Here is a 16,239-nt window from a genome sequence, read left to right as displayed (position 1 = left end):
TGTTGCTGGACCAGCAGCTATTCTACGAAGTCCCGAACCCTCGCAATTTGATCTTCGAAGCTCTCGCCGCCGAGTGGGCTTGAACGAGCGGGATCCTTCCAGAACTCGGCGTACCCTTCATCTCCGAGAGCGGCGAGATCGTCGTGACGTCGGCCGGTCCAATGCCCGAAGTCCCCGAACTCAGGCACGAGGATCGGATCAAGCTCGAATGCGCGCGCGGTATCAACAGTTCGTTGAGACGGACTCGCATAGCTTGCGGCGTCCCGCGGTAAGCGCCTTCGCACGGCTTGCAAATGCGCCCGACGGCTGAGATCAGCCGGAGCGCTCGGAGGGGAGATTTGTTCCTTCGGTAGTATTGACGACCGCATGCCGGACCAACCAAAAAAGGCTTCCCCTTCCATCCCTATATCTCCGATGCTTATCAATGCGAGAAACATTCTTAACATTCGCCCGTGGAGGCTTTACCGCGAAGGACTGATATCACGGCCGGAGAAAAATGCGTATCTCAACACCTTCCCGTGCCGCGGACCTGCAATGAAGGCGCGTTGGCTCGTGTCAGGCCAGTTACTCATGACCGCGCTCGCCCCTTCTCGTTGATGCGACGGCGATGGGCCGCTCGCGCCGAAGTGTAGCAACTCGTTCCGAGCGTGGCGGTCGCCTAACCACCTGCGGAAGCCATTTCCGAAAAAATTGCCGGGGTTGTCGCCACAGCGGCGACCCAGAAAAAAGGCCGCTTGTAATGAACAAGCGGCCCAAGTCTAGGGAGGAAACGCCCAAGGAGGGCTGCGATAGCGCATCGCGCTACCGTGGTGCATATATGCGTTGGCGGTGCACAAAACGCAAGAGTTGACTTCCGGATCGGCATCAAAGCCCACGCTCACGCCTCGGGGTGAAGCCGTTTGCAGTCACCTGCGATTAACTCAAAGCATCCGGCACTCGCGGAACAGCTCCGGAGCCTGCGTTAAGGCGCGTGGCGAAACTGAGGGCGCCGGCGGCTCAGAGTTCAACTACCAAAGGAGACGACAATTCCTGGACAAAAAGCGAGCGAAGAGCAGATCGTAAGCCGAAAGTTCGTACAAATTCGTGCGAGGGCCCTCAGGTGAGACTTGAATCGCACGTAGCGTCAGGTTGTACGCTTTCGAAGCAGTGGTTCCGACTCAGCGAATGCGGCCGCCGAGAGGGATCGGGCTTCTTTACTGTGGCGAACGCCCGCTTAGAGATCTTACATTTGATCTCACACCCCTGAAGTTAGGAGGCGATGCTATTCCCAAGACCATTCGCCAACTGCCACGGAGCTCCGGAAAGCTGGGAAAATACTGCCAGAGCCCGGCAGCGCCCAAAACCCTGGCACCGCCGTATTGCGCGGCTTCTTTATCGCTGTTATGCGCACTTCATGCAGTTCTGGCCTAACAGGTTCAGGGCGAGTTCGACATGCGCATCGAAACGGTTGCGAAATCGAGGGATGCTACGACGGTGGTGTCGTATTCGACGTGTCCGGTTGCAGACGCGCATGTTCGAAAAGCGACGCCGAGGTGCAAATATTCCCTCGCCGCCAAGCGAGGCACATGGTTTTCACTCTTCAAGCAAGGCTCGCACGACGTGCTTGGTGGCATTGTCCATTGCTGGGAAGGACCTACACGATCATGCCGCTCTCCCAGTCGTAGGCGCAGGAGTTATAAGAAACCTACTCGATTGATCCAAATCAGCACCGGAGACGCCGTACTGAGCCGTCGGGCTTCGCAACGCACGAAGACGCATTGGCCGCGATATCCGTCCTCGACAAACTGTACTCATCCCGCGCGCCTCGTCGGCGCATCGAAAGGTGCGATCTGACCTGCGTCGAGTGACAGGAGACGAATGCAGTTCGCTGATCGAAATGCGCTTCTCAGCAAGGAGCCAAAGAAGAAAGTGATGTGACGGCGGCCGCAGCTGTCATCGCGGCTTCTCTCACACGAAAATTAGTGGGAGTCCGAAAGCATGAACGCGCCGAGCTATCGGACGCAGATATTTTCTCATCTGACCGATAGTATTGATCGCGGGCAGAGAAAGCGCCCGCTTGGGCTTCTCAGCAATTTGGTCGCCGATCAGCTCCCGCACTGCATTGCCGAGATCAAACGCTGTAAACGGCCAGACGAAGGGGTCAGGGATCTTGGACGCAGCATTAACGGGATGATTGCATCGGCCGACTATGAGGTGCAGCTGCTGAATCTGCCGCAGCCCGAGCTCGCGATCGCCAAGACAGACATCCACTATCTCGTCAACTGTGCTTATCAGATGTCAGCGTTTGTTGGTCTTCATCCCGTAGAAGCGGAGTTGACCATAGGAGAGGAGCTGGCCCGATTAAGTTGTGATCGGAAGCCTAGCATTGAGGTCCTCTCGTATGAAGATATGATTTTGCAAACCCGGTGCAGAGCGATCCACGCGTATATTGCCTCGGCGCGGCCGGGGTCGAAGAGCGAGATTTTTGCTTGGGTCACCAACTCATCGAGAGCGATCTACAGCTAGCAATCGATGCTCTACTTGAATTGCGTGACACGGCTGACGCTGACGCTCGCCAATGTCTTGCGGTATGCTTAGAGCGTCTTGAGTCAGCAAATTATGTTCTGACGCGCTTTTTGGAGCACATGTCACCCGACCTATTTGGCCAGTTTCCTGTGTTTTATGGAAAAAACCTTTACAAGAATAGGCTTGGCCCGAGCGGCCGGTTCTCTGCGCGGATAGTGGCGGTCTCGGTGCTACTGTTCGGTGAAGATCTCTTCCAACAGAAGCCGCAATTCTATAGGGACGTATATCGGCTGTCCGAAATACTATCCGCAGGGATGCATTAGCGAGGTATTCCGCTGCTTGTCACCGGGCAATGCAAGCGCGGAACCCACGCCAACTTGGCTAGAAGGGGAAGCGGACTTTCCCCGGTCTGCGCCCATTTCGCCCGTCATCGAACGCCTTGGTGATGAATCGCAAAGCTACGCGCGTCTTGTGTTTATGCGCTGGATCAGTTTACCCGGATGCACCGTATTACTGCCTTAAAACATACGGTCGTACCGGGGCGTCCAATTGTCGGAGTTGAAGGGTCCGAAAGTGTTGAGGCTGTTCTTTCACAGCGGCTGTTAACCCGCGGCGCGTCCCTAATCTGACGGTATGTGTCAGACGTGTGGTGTCCGACACTGGTCGAAGGATTCTTAATGAATTGGAGTTGCGAGCCGGTGCTCTAGCATTCACTTGGACAATTCTTGATACGACAAAGATCCAAGTAGGGGCTCAAAGACGTCACGGCACGGCTGGCTACGTTCGCCGCAACGAAGGGATGTTGCACGGATATGCTGATCTTCTAGGATAAGCGGCTGACTGGCCGCGATAAGCCACCTGACGAGATTGCGAACCTGGAAATCCAATCTAGTCCTGAGAGGCCAGCTTCGTGAAAACCTGAAGAAGGTGGAGCCGCCGGATTGCGGCATGCGACGACTTGGTTATGTAGACGCTGCGAACGCACATCGTGCGTTCGTTTCCGTTTCCTCAGCTCTCATGGCCCCACGTGACTAATTTGAGCGCTTTTTCTGGAAACCGGTTGGCATCTCTCAAGTGTTTCAGGTGGTGTTGGCCTGCTTCTTGCTATCAGAGCGTCAGTAAGCCGTCGATAACAGCTTGGAAGAGGTTTATGGGTGAGGCAACGGAAACGTTTTACGGCGTCATCAGACGTCAGGGTATCACGCGTCGCAGTTTCCACAAATTCTGCAGTTTGACGGCAACGAGCCTCGGGCTCGGTCCGCTCGCGGCAACCCAGATTGCCAACGCGCTGGAGACAAAGCCGCGTGTGCCCGTGATCTGGATTCACGGGCTCGAATGCACCTGCTGTTCGGAAAGCTTTATCCGCTCGGCCCATCCGCTGTTCAAAGACGTGGTGCTATCGATGATCTCGCTGGATTATGACGCCCCAATCATGGCGGCGGCAGGGCATCAGGCCGAAGCTATCCTCGAGGAGACCCGCGCCAAGTACAAGGGCCAGTATGTGCTTGCCGTTGAAGGCAATCCGCCGCTGAACGAAGGCGGCATGTTTTGCATTGATGGCGGCAAGCCGTTCGTCGAAAAGCTCAGGGCGATGGCGGAAGATTCCATGGCGATCATTGCTTGGGGTACTTGTGCGTCTTGGGGTTGCGTGCAGGCAGCCAAGCCCAACCCGACTCAGGCGACGCCGATCGATAAAGTGATCACGAACAAACCGATCATCAAGGTTCCTGGCTGCCCGCCCATCGCAGAGGTCATGACCGCCTTGGTGACCTTCATCACCACGTTCGGAAAGCTTCCCGAGCTCGACCGCCAAGGGCGTCCAAAGATGTTCTATTCCCAGCGGATCCACGACAAGTGCTATCGGCGTCCCCATTTCGACGCCGGCCAGTTTGTCGAGGAGTGGGACGACGAGTCCGCGCGCCAGGGCTATTGCCTCTACAAGATGGGCTGCAAGGGGCCGACCACCTATAACGCCTGCTCGGCCGTTCGGTGGAACGACGGCGTTTCCTTCCCGATCCAATCCGGCCACGGCTGCTTAGGCTGCTCCGAAGATGGCTTTTGGGACAAGGGCTCATTTTACGATCGGCTGACGACCATCAAGCAATTCGGCATCGAGGCCAACGCCGACCAAATTGGCATGGCCGCTGCTGGCGCGGTCGGCCTAGCCGTTGCCGCGCACGCGGCGATCACAGCTGCGAAGCGGCTGACCCGTAAACGGGGCCGCGTAGCTCAGGAAAAATAATCGGATTCAGGGAAGGACAACGATGGGCGCCCAGACACCGAATGGGTTCAAGCTCGACAATTCCAGCAAACGCATTGTCGTCGATCCGCTGACCCGGGTCGAAGGCCACCTCCGCGTCGAGGTCAATCTCGATTCCGACAATGTGATCTGCAACGCGGTCTCATCCGGAACTATGTGGCGCGGCATCGAGACGATCTTGCGTGGACGCGATCCTCGCGACGCCTGGGCGTTCACCGAGCGGATTTGCGGCGTCTGCACCGGCACGCATGCGCTCACCTCGGTGCGCGCGGTGGAGAACGCGCTGGGTATCATCATTCCCGAGAATGCTAATTCGATCCGCAATATCATGCAGCTCTGCTTGCAGGTGCACGATCATCTTGTGCACTTCTATCACCTGCACTCGCTGGATTGGGTCGATGTGATTTCCGCCCTCAAGGCCGATCCCAAGGCGACCTCTGCGTTGGCGCAGTCGGTCTCCCCCTGGCCGCTATCATCGCCAGGCTATTTCAAGCATCTGCAGATCAGGCTGACCAAGTTCGTTGAATCAGGGCAGCTCGGCCCGTTTAAGAACGCCTATTGGGGGCATCCGGCCTACAAGCTTCCGCCGGAAGCGAACCTGATGGCCTTGGCGCATTATCTGGAAGCGCTCGACTTCCAGAAGGACGTCGTCAAGATCCACGCCATCTATGGCGGCAAGAACCCGCATCCGAATTGGCTGGTCGGTGGCGTGGCCTGCGCCATCAATGTCGATGGTACCGGTGCAGTGGGTGCCATAAATATGGAGCGGCTAAACCTGGTATCCTCGATCATTGGCCGTTCGATCGAATTCGTCGAGCAGGTTTATCTGCCCGACATTGCCGTGATTGGCTCCTTCTACAAGGACTGGCTGTATGGCCGCGGTCTCTCGGGTAAGAGCCTAATGTCCTATGGCGACATTCCCGAGAACGCGAATGATTATTCCGCGAAAAACCTCAAGCAGCCGCGCGGCGTGATCCTCAATGGCAATTTCAGCGAAGTTCTGCCGATCGATCACGGCGATCCCGAGCAGATCCAGGAGTTCGTCGCTCATTCCTGGTACAAGTACCCCGATGAAACCAGGGGGCTGCATCCCTGGGATGGTATAACCGAGCCGAATTTCCGGCTCGGACCCAACGTTAAGGGCACCAGGACCGACATCAAGGAGCTCGACGAAGGCGGCAAATATTCCTGGATCAAGGCGCCTCGCTGGCGCGGCAACGCCGTCGAGGTGGGACCGCTGGCGCGATACCTCATAGGTCACGCACAAGGCAAAGAGGAGTTCAAGGAGCCAACCGAGAAGCTGCTGAAGACACTCGATCTTCCCTTCGCTGCACTCTTCTCGACGCTCGGCCGCACTGCGGCACGTGCGCTCGAATGCCAATGGGCCGCGCACCAGATGCGCTATTTCCAGGATAAGCTTATGGCGAATATCAAAGCTGGTGACACCACTACCGCCAACATCGATAAATGGAAGCCGGAGAGCTGGCCGAAGGAAGCCAAGGGCTACGGTTTCACCGAGGCGCCGCGTGGTGCGCTCGGGCACTGGATCAAGATCAAGGAGTCCAAGATCGACAACTACCAATGCGTCGTGCCGACGACATGGAACGGCTCGCCGCGTGATCCAGATGGCAATATCGGTGCATTTGAGGCCTCGCTGATGGATACGCCGATCGCTGATCCGGAGAAGCCGCTGGAAATCCTGCGCACGATCCATTCGTTTGATCCATGCCTGGCCTGCTCGACACATGTGATGGGGCCGGATGGCCAGGAAATGGCAACGGTCAAGGTCCGCTAGGGGAGGCGGCATTGTTGGACAAATCTCCGCAAGCGCTAACTGCCACGGTCGCGGTTGACCCGGTACGCTCCGCCAGCAGCGAGCGTGGCGTCGTCTACGTGTACGAAGCGCCCGTGCGGCTGTGGCATTGGATCAACGCCGCGGCAATCCTGGTGTTGGGCCTCAGCGGTTATTTCATCGGCAATGGGATACCGACCATTCCCGGAGAGACAGGCGACAATTTTCTGTTCGGCTATATCCGTTTTGTGCATTTCATCGCAGGCTATGTGCTCACGCTCGGCTTCCTCTTGCGCATTTACTGGGCGTTCGTGGGCAACCCCCATGCTAAGCAGATTTTCTACGTGCCGCTTTGGCGCAAGAGCTATTGGCGCGAGGTGTGGCACGAGATTCGCTGGTACGCTTTCGTTGCGACCGAGCCAAAGAAATACGTCGCGCACAATCCGCTGGCCCAGCTTGCGATGTTCTTCATGTTTACGCTGGCGACCGCGTTCATGATCGTCACCGGCTTTGCACTGTACGCGCAGGGCACCGGCAACGACAGCTGGCAGTACGGGCTGTTCGGCTGGGTGTTTTCGATTAGGCCGAACAGCCAGGACGTCCACACCTGGCATCATCTCGGCCTGTGGATGATCGTGACGTTTGCGCTCATTCACATCTATACAGCGGTTCGTGAAGATATCGTGTCGCGCCAGAGCATCGTCTCGTCGATCATTTTCGGCGAGCGAGAATTCCGCGATTGATTGACGATGCAGCTGCCAACTCCGGAGAACACAAAACGGATCCTGGTGCTCGGCATCGGCAATATCCTGTGGGCCGATGATGGGTTCGGCGTGCGCGTGGTGGAGCAGTTCCACCGCCGCTACGCCGTCTCTAGCAATGTCACCATGCTCGATGGCGGCACGCAGGGGCTCTACCTCGTCAACTTTCTCGAAAAGGCCGATTGCCTGATCGCGTTCGATGCCATCGACTATGGACTCGCGCCCGGGCACTTGAAGCTCGTGCGAGACGAGGAGGTGCCGAAATTCACCGGCGTCAAGAAGGTGAGCCTGCATCAGACCGGCTTCCAGGAGGTCTTAAGTGCGGCTGACCTGCTTGGCCACTGCCCGCGACAGCTCGCTCTAATCGGCTGTCAGCCACTTGATCTGGAGGATTGGGGCGGGCCGCTGACGGCTCCGGTGCGCACACAGATTGCGCCTGCGATCGAACTGGCGTGCGAACTGCTGGCGCAGTGGGGTTCTCCGGCAAAACTGCGGACGGTGCCGCTACCGCACTCGGAGCATCTGCTCGCGAACGCTATCGACCATACAAATTATGAGAGGAGGGCGCGGCCGATCTAGCGGCTCGCGGATTACCATGTGCCTTGGCTTGCCAATGACGATTATTGAGACCGACGGCACGTCGGCGCTTTGCGAATATGGCGATGAACAGCGGCGCGTCTCAGTCATGCTGCTCGCCGAGCCACCTCTCGGTGCCAAGGTGCTTGTCCATATCGATACCGCGGTGCGGCTCTTGGATGACGACGAAGCGCGGCTGATCGCGGACGCTCTTGAGGGCCGTGATGCGGCCCTCAATGGCCACGATTGTGATCGTTTCTTTGCGGACTTGATCGGTCAAGAGCCGCAATTGCCCGAATACCTGCGCTAGCCCGGCGCCGCCTCCCGGTCACTGCCTGCCCATCTTTGCCCATATCAGCGGAAACCAAATTTGAAGCCGAAACAAGCTTCACGAGGAATATCTCGACCGGGTGCTGATACGAGCGGGAATGCAATCGCGAAAGAGCAACGATTGGCACGTCCCTTGCTACACCTGACCCAGCAGAACCATGGACTATCAAAGAGGCGGCTAATGGACTTTCAATCCGGGAAACATGATCTGACGCGGCTCCGTCTGTTCGAGGTGGGAACCGCAAGCGTCCCGCAAGCGCGAGACACTCGGCATGATCGCCAAGATCCGGGAGATCTCTATCGACCGCATTTCGAAGCTCATTGATCGCCCGCGCCAATGACGCATCGTGGAAATAAGCACCAGCCCCGCACACAAACGGGACGTCGTATCATGAAGCAGGTTTCCGGGTCGCGTCCGATAGCGCCGAGAAAATGCGAGCAGCCGATGAGCGTGTTTCCCATCGCCGCGGAAAGTCTCGACGCAGCCCATAGCGGGCTAGGGGCTGCGAGGGCGCTCGCGGACCCCACTGCGCTCAATGGCATCGAGCTGGCAAGGAACTGTCCGACTGCCATCGCGCTGTTGTATTCGGTCGCGGCCGCCGTTGCTCGCCAGAAGAGCGATGTGCCGACGCAGCTGTTCAGGATCGGAAATCTCAACGATCTGGAGCGCAGGCTGATTGCCGAAGTGCTCGGGGAGGGCGAGCTCTCCGGCGTTGTTGCTTTGCCGAGTGGCCGCGTGGCGCAAATCCAGGAATCGGTACTTGCGGGAATCTGGCGCGTGCGCATCGAGACCGACGCGGCACACGAATATGTCGAGGTCGGTGCGATCCCGGAAATCGTGCGGCGCGCCGCAACCGACCTGACGTCGAGCGATCTTCTGATCGGCGCGGCACCGGACGGCGCGATGAACGTGCTGCCGGTACTCGCAGAAATCCGTGAGCGGGCAATGGCCTGGCAGCCGGGCATGCGCTCGCAGATCATCAACTTCACCCTGCTGCCGATGAACCCGGTCGACCTGGCGTTTTTGCAGCAAAGCGTCGGCAACGGTCCGATCCAGCTCATCTCGCGCGGCTATGGGACTTGCCGAGTGCTTGCGACGGGCATCCGGAACGTCTGGTCGGTGCAGTTCTTCAATGCCGTGGACAGCATCATTCTGGATACGCTGGAAGTCGGCGGCGTGCCAATGGCTGCGTTGGCCGCCGAGGAAGATTTCTGGGTTTCCGCCGAACGCCTGCAAGAAATCATCAAAGCTTACTTCGAATGACGAGCTTCGAGAATTTTGGCGTCCGGAAGGATATCGCAAACGGCGCGCGCATGGAGTGCGGCATCTGTTGGATCGTCTACGACCCGGCTGAGAGGGATGAGGCAACGCAAATTGCAGCGGGAACGCCTTTCGCCGGGTTACCGAAAATTGGCGTTGTCCAAACTGCGATGCGCCCAAAACGAAGTTCATGGTGATTGAAGATGACGCCTGACTGCGAACAGCGTTCCTGCAGGAGCTTGCACGCTGATGCGTCGGCGTGGGGCGAGAGGCTCGCGGCAGCCTATCGGGATATCGCCGATCGTACCATGCGCCACCTGCCGATCTTCAACGAGGTCTTGAGCATCGAAGCGATCGGCTTTCGCGCGCGCGAGGGCAGGGTCGTCGGCATGATGGTCACGCCCTGGTTCATGAACGTGGTCACACCCATTCGCGACGGCGCTTCCCAATCCTCTCCGAGCCCGGGATCGAACCTGCGCTTGCGATTTCCGGCCGGCCAGATCGAATTCACCGTCGGTGAGCTGGCGCCCGTGGGCTTGATCGCGAGCTACTCACTGTTCTCGCCGATGTTTGAGTTCGAGCACATGACGTCCGCGCGCGCCACCGCCGAAGCAGCGCTCGCGGCGCTGATGTCGCCGGCCAACCGCGCGGCGTTACATGGGCCCGATGCGCGACCTGGTTCGATCGACCGCCGGCATTTCTTACGCATTGTACTGACGGAGCGGCGCGCATGAGCCTCGCCGTCCGCAACCAGATCGATGTTACCATATCGCTTGCTGGCGACGCAATTGCCGCGGTCGAGATTCTGCCGCGCGTCCGGCCGCCATTAGGGCGGCTGTTCGCCGGCAAGCGGGCCGTTTCGTTGCTCGACGTGCTGCCGCGAATCTTCTCGTTGTGTGCCGCCGCGCACCAGGTGGCATTCCTGTCCGCGATCGAGGCGGCGCGCGACGAAAACATCAGCCTTGCGACGCGCCAGCATCGTATCGCCATGGTCGTTGCCGAGCGGCTGGCGGAATTGCTGCGGGGCCTGTTTGTCGGGCATTTCGCGCTGGATACCACGAGCGCCGCAGCGATCCGGGCCCTGATGGAGGGGGTATCGGCACTTCTCAGCAGTGCAGAGCCCAGCTGCGGCCAGGTTCGACGCGAGGCAATGGCGCGGGTTGCGATTGCGCTGACAGCGCTTGGCATAACGAACGAAGACGGAGCGCCGAGGCTCGGTACCCCACTAGCGCTTCGCGTTGCGGCTCTCGAGGAAGACGCGTTGAACCCAACGCCGATGCAGCACTCGTTTTTGTCGGTTGCCGACGACCGCGACGTCATTGAACGGCTCGTGGATGATGCAGGATTTTGCCGTTGTCCCGACCTTGAGGGCCGCATTCCCGAAACGGGTGCGTGGGCACGCCAAATGATGCGTGATCAGCTCACGCTAGGCCGGTCGGGGCCGGCCGATCGGCTAAAGGCGAGGATTGCGGAAATCGTGCGGCTGCACGCTTGGCTCCGCCACGGTGCTCATGTTGAAACAGCGGAGGATGGGATCATCGAAAGCTACAGGCTGGGGCAGGGCCATGGTGCGGCCGCGGTCGAATGCGCCAGGGGACGTCTCTATCACGCGGTTGAGCTTGATCGTCAGGGACAGCTGTCGCGCTTCGAATTTCTTGCCCCGACGGAGTGGAATTTCCACGCGCGCGGACCGCTTGTCCGCAGCCTGCAAGGCGTGGTGCTGGCCGCGAAACCACAGTCACGGGGTGCCGTTCGCGCGATGGTCGGATCCTTTGACCCTTGCGTTGGGTTCACTCTGAATTTTCGCGAAATTGGCGATGCATGAAATGGCGCTTTGTGAGGGTATCGTCGAGATCGTCGAGGAGGAGGCGCGCCGACGATCGTTTTCCAGGGTGAAGACCGTGTGTCTGGAGATCGGGGCGCTGAGCCATGTCGCTCCCGAAGCGATGAAGTTCTGCTTTGCGGCCGTTGCCGCGCGGACCATCGCCCATGGCGCGGTTATTGAGGTCGTCGAATTGCCTGGTGTCGCCTGGTGCATGGCCTGTTCGAGGAGCGTTGAGATTGCGCAACGCTATGAGCCGTGTCCCTGCTGCGGCAGCTTTCAGCTACAGGTGACCGCGGGCGAAGAGATGCGGGTCAAAGAGCTGGAGGTCGACTAATGTGTAACGTATGTGGCTGTAGCAAAGGAACGCCCTCCATCGAACGCGCCGACGCCCAAGGTGCGCAAACCCAGGGCGATCACCATGATCGTGCGCATGGTCACTACGGTCACCACCATGATCATATGCACGGCGGTGAAAAGGTGCATGATTCTCACAACCATTACCACGGCCATGATCACCATCATGATCATAGCGATCAGCATGCTCAGCGCGGAGGGGCGCTTGTGGATTGCGGCGCCGACCCGGCCGGCTTGAAGACCGCGGGTATAAGCGGCGAGCGAGCCATTCAGATCGAGCGCGACATCCTCGGCAAGAACAATAGGATCGCCGCCGACAACCGCGCGCGCTTCCTGGCCGATGACCTGATCGTGTTCAACCTTGTTTCCGGTCCGGGCGCGGGCAAAACCTCGCTGCTCGTCCGCGCCGTCTCCGAGCTCAAGGGTAGCCGCCCGGTTGGTGTCATCGAGGGCGACCAGCAGACCTCGAACGATGCCGATCGCATTCGCGCAACCGGCGTGCCCGCAATCCAGATCAATACCGGCAAGGGCTGCCATCTCGATGCTGCGATGGTCGGCGAGGCTTATCGCCGCTTGCCGCCGCTCAAGGGCGGTATTCTCTTCATCGAGAATGTCGGGAATCTAGTGTGTCCCGCGGCGTTCGATCTCGGCGAGGCCTGTAAGATCGTGGTGTTCTCGGCCGCCGATGGTGAAGACAAGCCGCTCAAATATCCGGATATGTTCGCCGCATCGTCGCTGATGCTGATCAACAAGATTGATCTGGCGCCGGTGATCGACTTCGATTTAGCCCAAACCATCGAATATGCGAGACGCGTCAATCCGAGCATTGAGGTGCTGACGGTTTCGGCGCGTACGGGCGTGGGCTTTGTCGGGCTCTACGCTTGGATCCGGAAACAGGCTGCGCATCAGAGGCGTCCCGTCGAGGACGCATCGCGATGAGCGCGAGCAGCGACGCCATCATCCGCGGTGAAACGCGGCTGCGGGTGCGCATCAGTGGCGCCGTGCAGGGTGTCGGCTTTCGTCCTTATGTATATGGTCTCGCTACCCGCTATGGGTTGACCGGGTTCGTCGCCAACGATCCCGATGGCGTGATCATCGAGGTTGAGGGCGACCGTACGTGCGAGTTTGTCGCCGCTCTGCCACGCGAAAGGCCTCCATTGGCGCGGATCGACCACATCTCCGTTCAGGAGATTGGTGCGCTTGCGGCGAAAGACTTTTCGATCCGCGCCAGCGAACACGGGAGGGTGTCGACCCGAATCCTCGCCGATACCGCAACATGCCAGGAATGTCTTGATGAGTTGTTCGACCCGAACAGCCGATATTACCTCTATCCCTTCATCAACTGCTCTCATTGCGGCCCTCGCTATACCATCGCCAAACGGCTTCCCTACGATCGCCGTAACACTGCGATGAGGGAGTTTGCGATGTGTGCCGCCTGCGCGGGCGAATATGCCGATCCGGCGAGCCGCAGGTTTCATGCGGAAGCGATTGCCTGTCCGACATGCGGTCCTCGGCTCAGTCATGGGATCAACGATATTGCCGCGGCGATCGACGGCGGCCAAATCGTCGCGATAAAGGGAGTGGGCGGGTACCAGTTGCTTTGCGACGCTCGCAACCATGACGCCGTGCAGCGTTTGCGCAAGAAGAAGCAGCGCGACCAGAAGCCGTTCGCGGTCATGGTTGGTTCCGTAGAGCAGGTCAGCGAGATTGCGGAGGCGAATGCCGCCGAGCTCCCACTGCTCGAATCCATCGCCCGCCCGATCGTTCTCCTGCTGTCGCGCAACAATCTGGCGCCGGCGATAGCCCCCGGCCTGTCGCGCGTTGGCATCATGCTGCCGGTGGCCCCGTTGCATCACCTCATCTTCCATGCGCTTCGTTCGACAGGTGCATGGGATGGGGGTCAAGGTCCGGTCATTGTCAGCACCAGTGCTAATCCCGGCGGCGAACCGCTCCCGATCGACAACGCGGAGGCGCTGTGGCGGCTCGCGGGCATCGCCGATCTTATTGTGACCCATGATCGTGATATTCTGACGCGCGCCGATGATTCCGTGGTGGCGGTGGTGGCGGGGCGGCGTCAATTCATTCGTCGCGCCCGCGGCTATGTTCCCGAACCGATCCGGCTTGCGAGGTCTGTGCCGCCCGTGCTCGCCGTAGGCGGCGCGTTGAAATCGACCATCACGGTTACACGGGGCAGTGAGGCGTTCGTCTCCCAGCACATCGGCGATCTCGATACGGCTGAAGGCATCCGCTTCTTTGAGGAGACGATCCGGCACCTCACATCGACCCTCGACATCGATCCTGTCGTCATTGCCCATGATCTGCATCCCAACATGGCGACCACCCGATTTGCGGAAGCAAGCGGCCGCGCGCTGGTCGCTGTCCAGCATCACCACGCGCACGCTGCCGCCGTCATCGCAGAGCATGGCCTTGGGCGGCCTACGCTCGCCCTTCTCCTCGACGGCTATGGTTATGGCTCCGACGGCGGCAACTGGGGTGGCGAGCTATTGTTGTGCGAAGGTGCCGGGTTTCGAAGGATCGGGCATCTCGCGCCCTTGCAAATGCCTGGCGGAGATCGCGCAGCCCGCGAGCCTTGGCGCATGGCGAGCGCAATATTTCACTTGCTGGGGCGGAAAAACGAAATCGGGCTGCGTTTTGCAGCACAGTCGCAGGCCGAGCGTCTGCCGTCATTGCTCGATCCACCCAGCGTGACGACTACGACCAGCGCGGGCCGGCTGTTCGACGCAGCAGCGGCGCTGCTGGGGATCGCGGCTTTGCAGAGCTATGAGGGCGAAGCCGCGATGAAGCTAGAGGCGCATGTGCGGCGGACTGCGGTGCTTGAAGCGGGCTGGATGATCGATGGCCACGTGCTGTCCTTTCGCCCGCTGTTTGCGCGCTTGATTGCAGACAACGTCGGCGCCACGGAGGGAGCCGGGCTGTTTCATGGCACGTTCGCCGCTGCCTGCGTTGATTGGGTCGCGCGCGCGGCGCGGACAACTGGCGTTGCCACCGTCGTTCTGAGCGGCGGCTGCTTCCTGAACGCGGTACTCGCGGAAGAAATCCAACGGGGTTGCATTGCGGCCGGCCTCACTCCGCTGCTGCCGCGGCAGGTTCCGCCCAATGACGGTAGCCTGAGCCTCGGACAAGCCTGGATCGCCGCTCTGCAGATTGCAGAACGACCGTCAGTCCTGGAAGGAATAGCCTGATATGTGTCTCTCGGTACCAGCTGAGGTCACGAAGATTCTTCCCGACGACCTTGCCATCGTATCCATCGACAGCATCAGGAAGGAGATATCGATTGCGCTCATCGACGATCTCGCGGTCGGGGACTACGTCCTTGTCCATGTCGGCTACGCCCTGGCTAGAATCGACCCGGCGGAGGCCGAGCACACGCTCCAGCTCCTACACGAGCTAGGCAGCGTCGGGCATGGGCTCCAGCCATGAAATATGCCGACGAATTTCGCGACAAAACCATCGCGCAGGGGCTCGCGCGTGCGATTGGCGCCGAAGCCAAGTCGCAAAGGGACTATCGGTTCATGGAATTCTGCGGCGGACACACGCACGCGATTTTCCGCTATGGTCTGGAGGATATACTTCCTGCGAATGTTCGCATGATCCACGGGCCCGGTTGTCCCGTCTGTGTTCTCCCAGCCAGCCGGATCGACATGGCGATCAGGCTCGCCGAGCTGCCGCAGGTCACTCTCTGTATTTATGGCGACTTGATGCGCGTGCCAGGCTCGCAGGGAAAATCCCTGCTGAGCGCCAAGGCGTTCGGCGCCGACATACGGATGGTCTACTCGACCCTCGATGCAATCCTGATCGCCGAACAGGCGCCGAATCGGGAGGTGGTCTTTTTTGCCATTGGATTTGAGACCACGACGCCGCCGACAGCGGTGATGATCCGGCTTGCCGAGAAGAAGTGGCTGAAGAATGTTAGTGTGTTCTGCAATCACGTGCTAACTCCCGCCGCGATGCATAGCATTCTCGAGGGTCAGGATATCCATAATGGCGGGCGGATTGAAGTTGATGGCTTCCTTGGACCTGCGCATGTCAGCACCATCATTGGCACGAAGCCTTACGAGGTCCTCGCAGAAAAATTCGGCAAGCCGATCGTGATCGGGGGATTCGAACCGCTCGACATGATGCAGGCGATTCTGATGCTGGTGCGGCAGGTGAACGAAAGCCGATATGAGGTGGAGAACCAATACAGCCGTGCCGTGACGCGGAAAGGCAATCGACGCGCCAAGGAAAAGGTATCGGATATCTTCGAAGTGCGTGACCAGTTCGAATGGCGCGGGCTCGGGCTCGTACCCCATAGCGGACTGAAGCTAAAACAGGCTTACGCTCAATTCGATGCGGAGATGCGTTTCGCGATGCACGAAGTACGTGTTGCCGACAATCCGACGTGCGAGTGCGGGGCCATCCTGCGCGGCCTGAAGGGGCCGGTCGACTGCAAGCTGTTCGGAACCGTCTGCACGCCGGAAACTCCGATAGGATCCTGCATGGTTTCATCGGAAGGCGCCTGTGCCGCGCATTGGACGTATGGACGGTTTCGCATCATCAATTGAGGCGGGCGTG

General features: G+C 59.5%; 15 protein-coding genes and 1 pseudogene. 15 read left to right on the top strand and 1 reads right to left on the bottom strand.

Annotated elements, in window-relative coordinates; genetic code table 11:
* Nucleotides 1-17: 17 nt before the first annotated feature.
* Nucleotides 18-368, bottom strand: a complete 351-nt coding sequence (locus LMTR21_RS42020) for a histidine phosphatase family protein (protein ID WP_430642599.1) — start codon at nucleotides 366-368, stop codon at nucleotides 18-20.
* A gap of 1,609 nt (nucleotides 369-1,977) precedes the next feature.
* Between LMTR21_RS42020 and LMTR21_RS41175 the strand changes: the two genes are divergently transcribed.
* The 15 genes and pseudogenes from LMTR21_RS41175 to hypD all read left to right on the top strand — a co-directional run bounded on the left by LMTR21_RS41175 (nucleotide 1,978) and on the right by hypD (nucleotide 16,229).
* The gene (locus LMTR21_RS41175) at nucleotides 1,978-2,505 is read left to right on the top strand and encodes a hypothetical protein (RefSeq protein ID WP_246174252.1); all 528 of its coding nucleotides are present in this window, start codon (nucleotides 1,978-1,980) and stop codon (nucleotides 2,503-2,505) included.
* Between the two features lie 1,150 nt (nucleotides 2,506-3,655).
* Entirely contained in the window at nucleotides 3,656-4,747 is a 1,092-nt protein-coding gene (locus tag LMTR21_RS26295; protein ID WP_065754139.1) for a hydrogenase small subunit, read from the top strand.
* A gap of 22 nt (nucleotides 4,748-4,769) precedes the next feature.
* Nucleotides 4,770-6,560, top strand: a complete 1,791-nt coding sequence (locus LMTR21_RS26290; RefSeq protein ID WP_065754138.1) for a nickel-dependent hydrogenase large subunit — start codon at nucleotides 4,770-4,772, stop codon at nucleotides 6,558-6,560.
* Nucleotides 6,561-6,571: 11 nt separating this feature from the next.
* Nucleotides 6,572-7,300, top strand: a complete 729-nt coding sequence (cybH, locus tag LMTR21_RS26285) for a Ni/Fe-hydrogenase, b-type cytochrome subunit (RefSeq protein ID WP_065754137.1) — start codon at nucleotides 6,572-6,574, stop codon at nucleotides 7,298-7,300.
* 6 nt (nucleotides 7,301-7,306) lie between these two features.
* Nucleotides 7,307-7,897, top strand: coding sequence for a HyaD/HybD family hydrogenase maturation endopeptidase (locus LMTR21_RS26280; RefSeq protein ID WP_065754157.1), 591 nt, complete (start codon nucleotides 7,307-7,309; stop codon nucleotides 7,895-7,897).
* A 16-nt stretch (nucleotides 7,898-7,913) separates the two neighbouring features.
* Complete coding sequence (locus tag LMTR21_RS26275) at nucleotides 7,914-8,204, top strand: HypC/HybG/HupF family hydrogenase formation chaperone (protein WP_065754136.1); 291 nt, start codon at nucleotides 7,914-7,916, stop codon at nucleotides 8,202-8,204.
* Nucleotides 8,205-8,615: 411 nt separating this feature from the next.
* Nucleotides 8,616-9,488: a hydrogenase expression/formation protein gene (locus tag LMTR21_RS26270; protein WP_065754135.1), complete on the top strand. Its 873-nt coding sequence runs from the start codon at nucleotides 8,616-8,618 to the stop codon at nucleotides 9,486-9,488.
* Nucleotides 9,485-9,699 (top strand): annotated as a pseudogene (locus LMTR21_RS26265) (rubredoxin). Before LMTR21_RS26270 ends, LMTR21_RS26265 begins: the two are co-directional and overlap by 4 nt.
* On the top strand, nucleotides 9,689-10,219 hold the full coding sequence (gene hybE / locus LMTR21_RS26260; protein WP_065754134.1) for a [NiFe]-hydrogenase assembly chaperone HybE: 531 nt from the start codon (nucleotides 9,689-9,691) through the stop codon (nucleotides 10,217-10,219). The pseudogene LMTR21_RS26265 and the gene hybE overlap by 11 nt, the downstream one beginning before the upstream one ends.
* Nucleotides 10,216-11,310: a nickel-dependent hydrogenase large subunit gene (locus tag LMTR21_RS26255; RefSeq protein WP_065754133.1), complete on the top strand. Its 1,095-nt coding sequence runs from the start codon at nucleotides 10,216-10,218 to the stop codon at nucleotides 11,308-11,310. The genes hybE and LMTR21_RS26255 overlap by 4 nt, the downstream gene beginning before the upstream one ends.
* Nucleotides 11,303-11,644 (top strand): hydrogenase maturation nickel metallochaperone HypA, encoded by a 342-nt coding sequence (gene hypA / locus LMTR21_RS26250; protein WP_065754132.1) that lies wholly within the window; start codon nucleotides 11,303-11,305, stop codon nucleotides 11,642-11,644. Before LMTR21_RS26255 ends, hypA begins: the two co-directional genes overlap by 8 nt.
* Nucleotides 11,644-12,603, top strand: a complete 960-nt coding sequence (gene hypB / locus LMTR21_RS26245) for a hydrogenase nickel incorporation protein HypB (RefSeq protein WP_065754131.1) — start codon at nucleotides 11,644-11,646, stop codon at nucleotides 12,601-12,603. The genes hypA and hypB overlap by 1 nt, the downstream gene beginning before the upstream one ends.
* Nucleotides 12,600-14,867, top strand: coding sequence for a carbamoyltransferase HypF (hypF, locus tag LMTR21_RS26240; RefSeq protein ID WP_065754130.1), 2,268 nt, complete (start codon nucleotides 12,600-12,602; stop codon nucleotides 14,865-14,867). The genes hypB and hypF overlap by 4 nt, the downstream gene beginning before the upstream one ends.
* A gap of 1 nt (nucleotide 14,868) precedes the next feature.
* On the top strand, nucleotides 14,869-15,105 hold the full coding sequence (locus tag LMTR21_RS26235; protein ID WP_065754129.1) for a HypC/HybG/HupF family hydrogenase formation chaperone: 237 nt from the start codon (nucleotides 14,869-14,871) through the stop codon (nucleotides 15,103-15,105).
* The gene (gene hypD, locus LMTR21_RS26230; protein WP_065754128.1) at nucleotides 15,102-16,229 is read left to right on the top strand and encodes a hydrogenase formation protein HypD; all 1,128 of its coding nucleotides are present in this window, start codon (nucleotides 15,102-15,104) and stop codon (nucleotides 16,227-16,229) included. Before LMTR21_RS26235 ends, hypD begins: the two co-directional genes overlap by 4 nt.
* Nucleotides 16,230-16,239: the final 10 nt, after the last annotated feature.

It is taken from the genome of Bradyrhizobium paxllaeri (genome assembly GCF_001693515.2).
Classification (GTDB): domain Bacteria; phylum Pseudomonadota; class Alphaproteobacteria; order Rhizobiales; family Xanthobacteraceae; genus Bradyrhizobium; species Bradyrhizobium paxllaeri.
This window is presented reverse-complemented; position numbering and strand designations above follow the sequence as displayed.

Bases quoted from the DNA above. Each gene is read 5' to 3' on its own strand.
- LMTR21_RS42020 (WP_430642599.1), bottom strand. From the start codon at position 368: ATGCGGTCGTCAATACTACCGAAGGAACAAATCTCCCCTCCGAGCGCT.
- LMTR21_RS41175 (WP_246174252.1), top strand. From the start codon at position 1,978: ATGAACGCGCCGAGCTATCGGACGCAGATATTTTCTCATCTGACCGAT.
- LMTR21_RS26295 (WP_065754139.1), top strand. From the start codon at position 3,656: ATGGGTGAGGCAACGGAAACGTTTTACGGCGTCATCAGACGTCAGGGT.
- LMTR21_RS26290 (WP_065754138.1), top strand. From the start codon at position 4,770: ATGGGCGCCCAGACACCGAATGGGTTCAAGCTCGACAATTCCAGCAAA.
- LMTR21_RS26280 (WP_065754157.1), top strand. From the start codon at position 7,307: ATGCAGCTGCCAACTCCGGAGAACACAAAACGGATCCTGGTGCTCGGC.
- LMTR21_RS26275 (WP_065754136.1), top strand. From the start codon at position 7,914: ATGTGCCTTGGCTTGCCAATGACGATTATTGAGACCGACGGCACGTCG.
- LMTR21_RS26270 (WP_065754135.1), top strand. From the start codon at position 8,616: ATGAAGCAGGTTTCCGGGTCGCGTCCGATAGCGCCGAGAAAATGCGAG.
- hybE (WP_065754134.1), top strand. From the start codon at position 9,689: ATGACGCCTGACTGCGAACAGCGTTCCTGCAGGAGCTTGCACGCTGAT.
- LMTR21_RS26255 (WP_065754133.1), top strand. From the start codon at position 10,216: ATGAGCCTCGCCGTCCGCAACCAGATCGATGTTACCATATCGCTTGCT.
- hypA (WP_065754132.1), top strand. From the start codon at position 11,303: ATGCATGAAATGGCGCTTTGTGAGGGTATCGTCGAGATCGTCGAGGAG.
- hypB (WP_065754131.1), top strand. From the start codon at position 11,644: ATGTGTAACGTATGTGGCTGTAGCAAAGGAACGCCCTCCATCGAACGC.
- hypF (WP_065754130.1), top strand. From the start codon at position 12,600: ATGAGCGCGAGCAGCGACGCCATCATCCGCGGTGAAACGCGGCTGCGG.
- LMTR21_RS26235 (WP_065754129.1), top strand. From the start codon at position 14,869: ATGTGTCTCTCGGTACCAGCTGAGGTCACGAAGATTCTTCCCGACGAC.
- hypD (WP_065754128.1), top strand. From the start codon at position 15,102: ATGAAATATGCCGACGAATTTCGCGACAAAACCATCGCGCAGGGGCTC.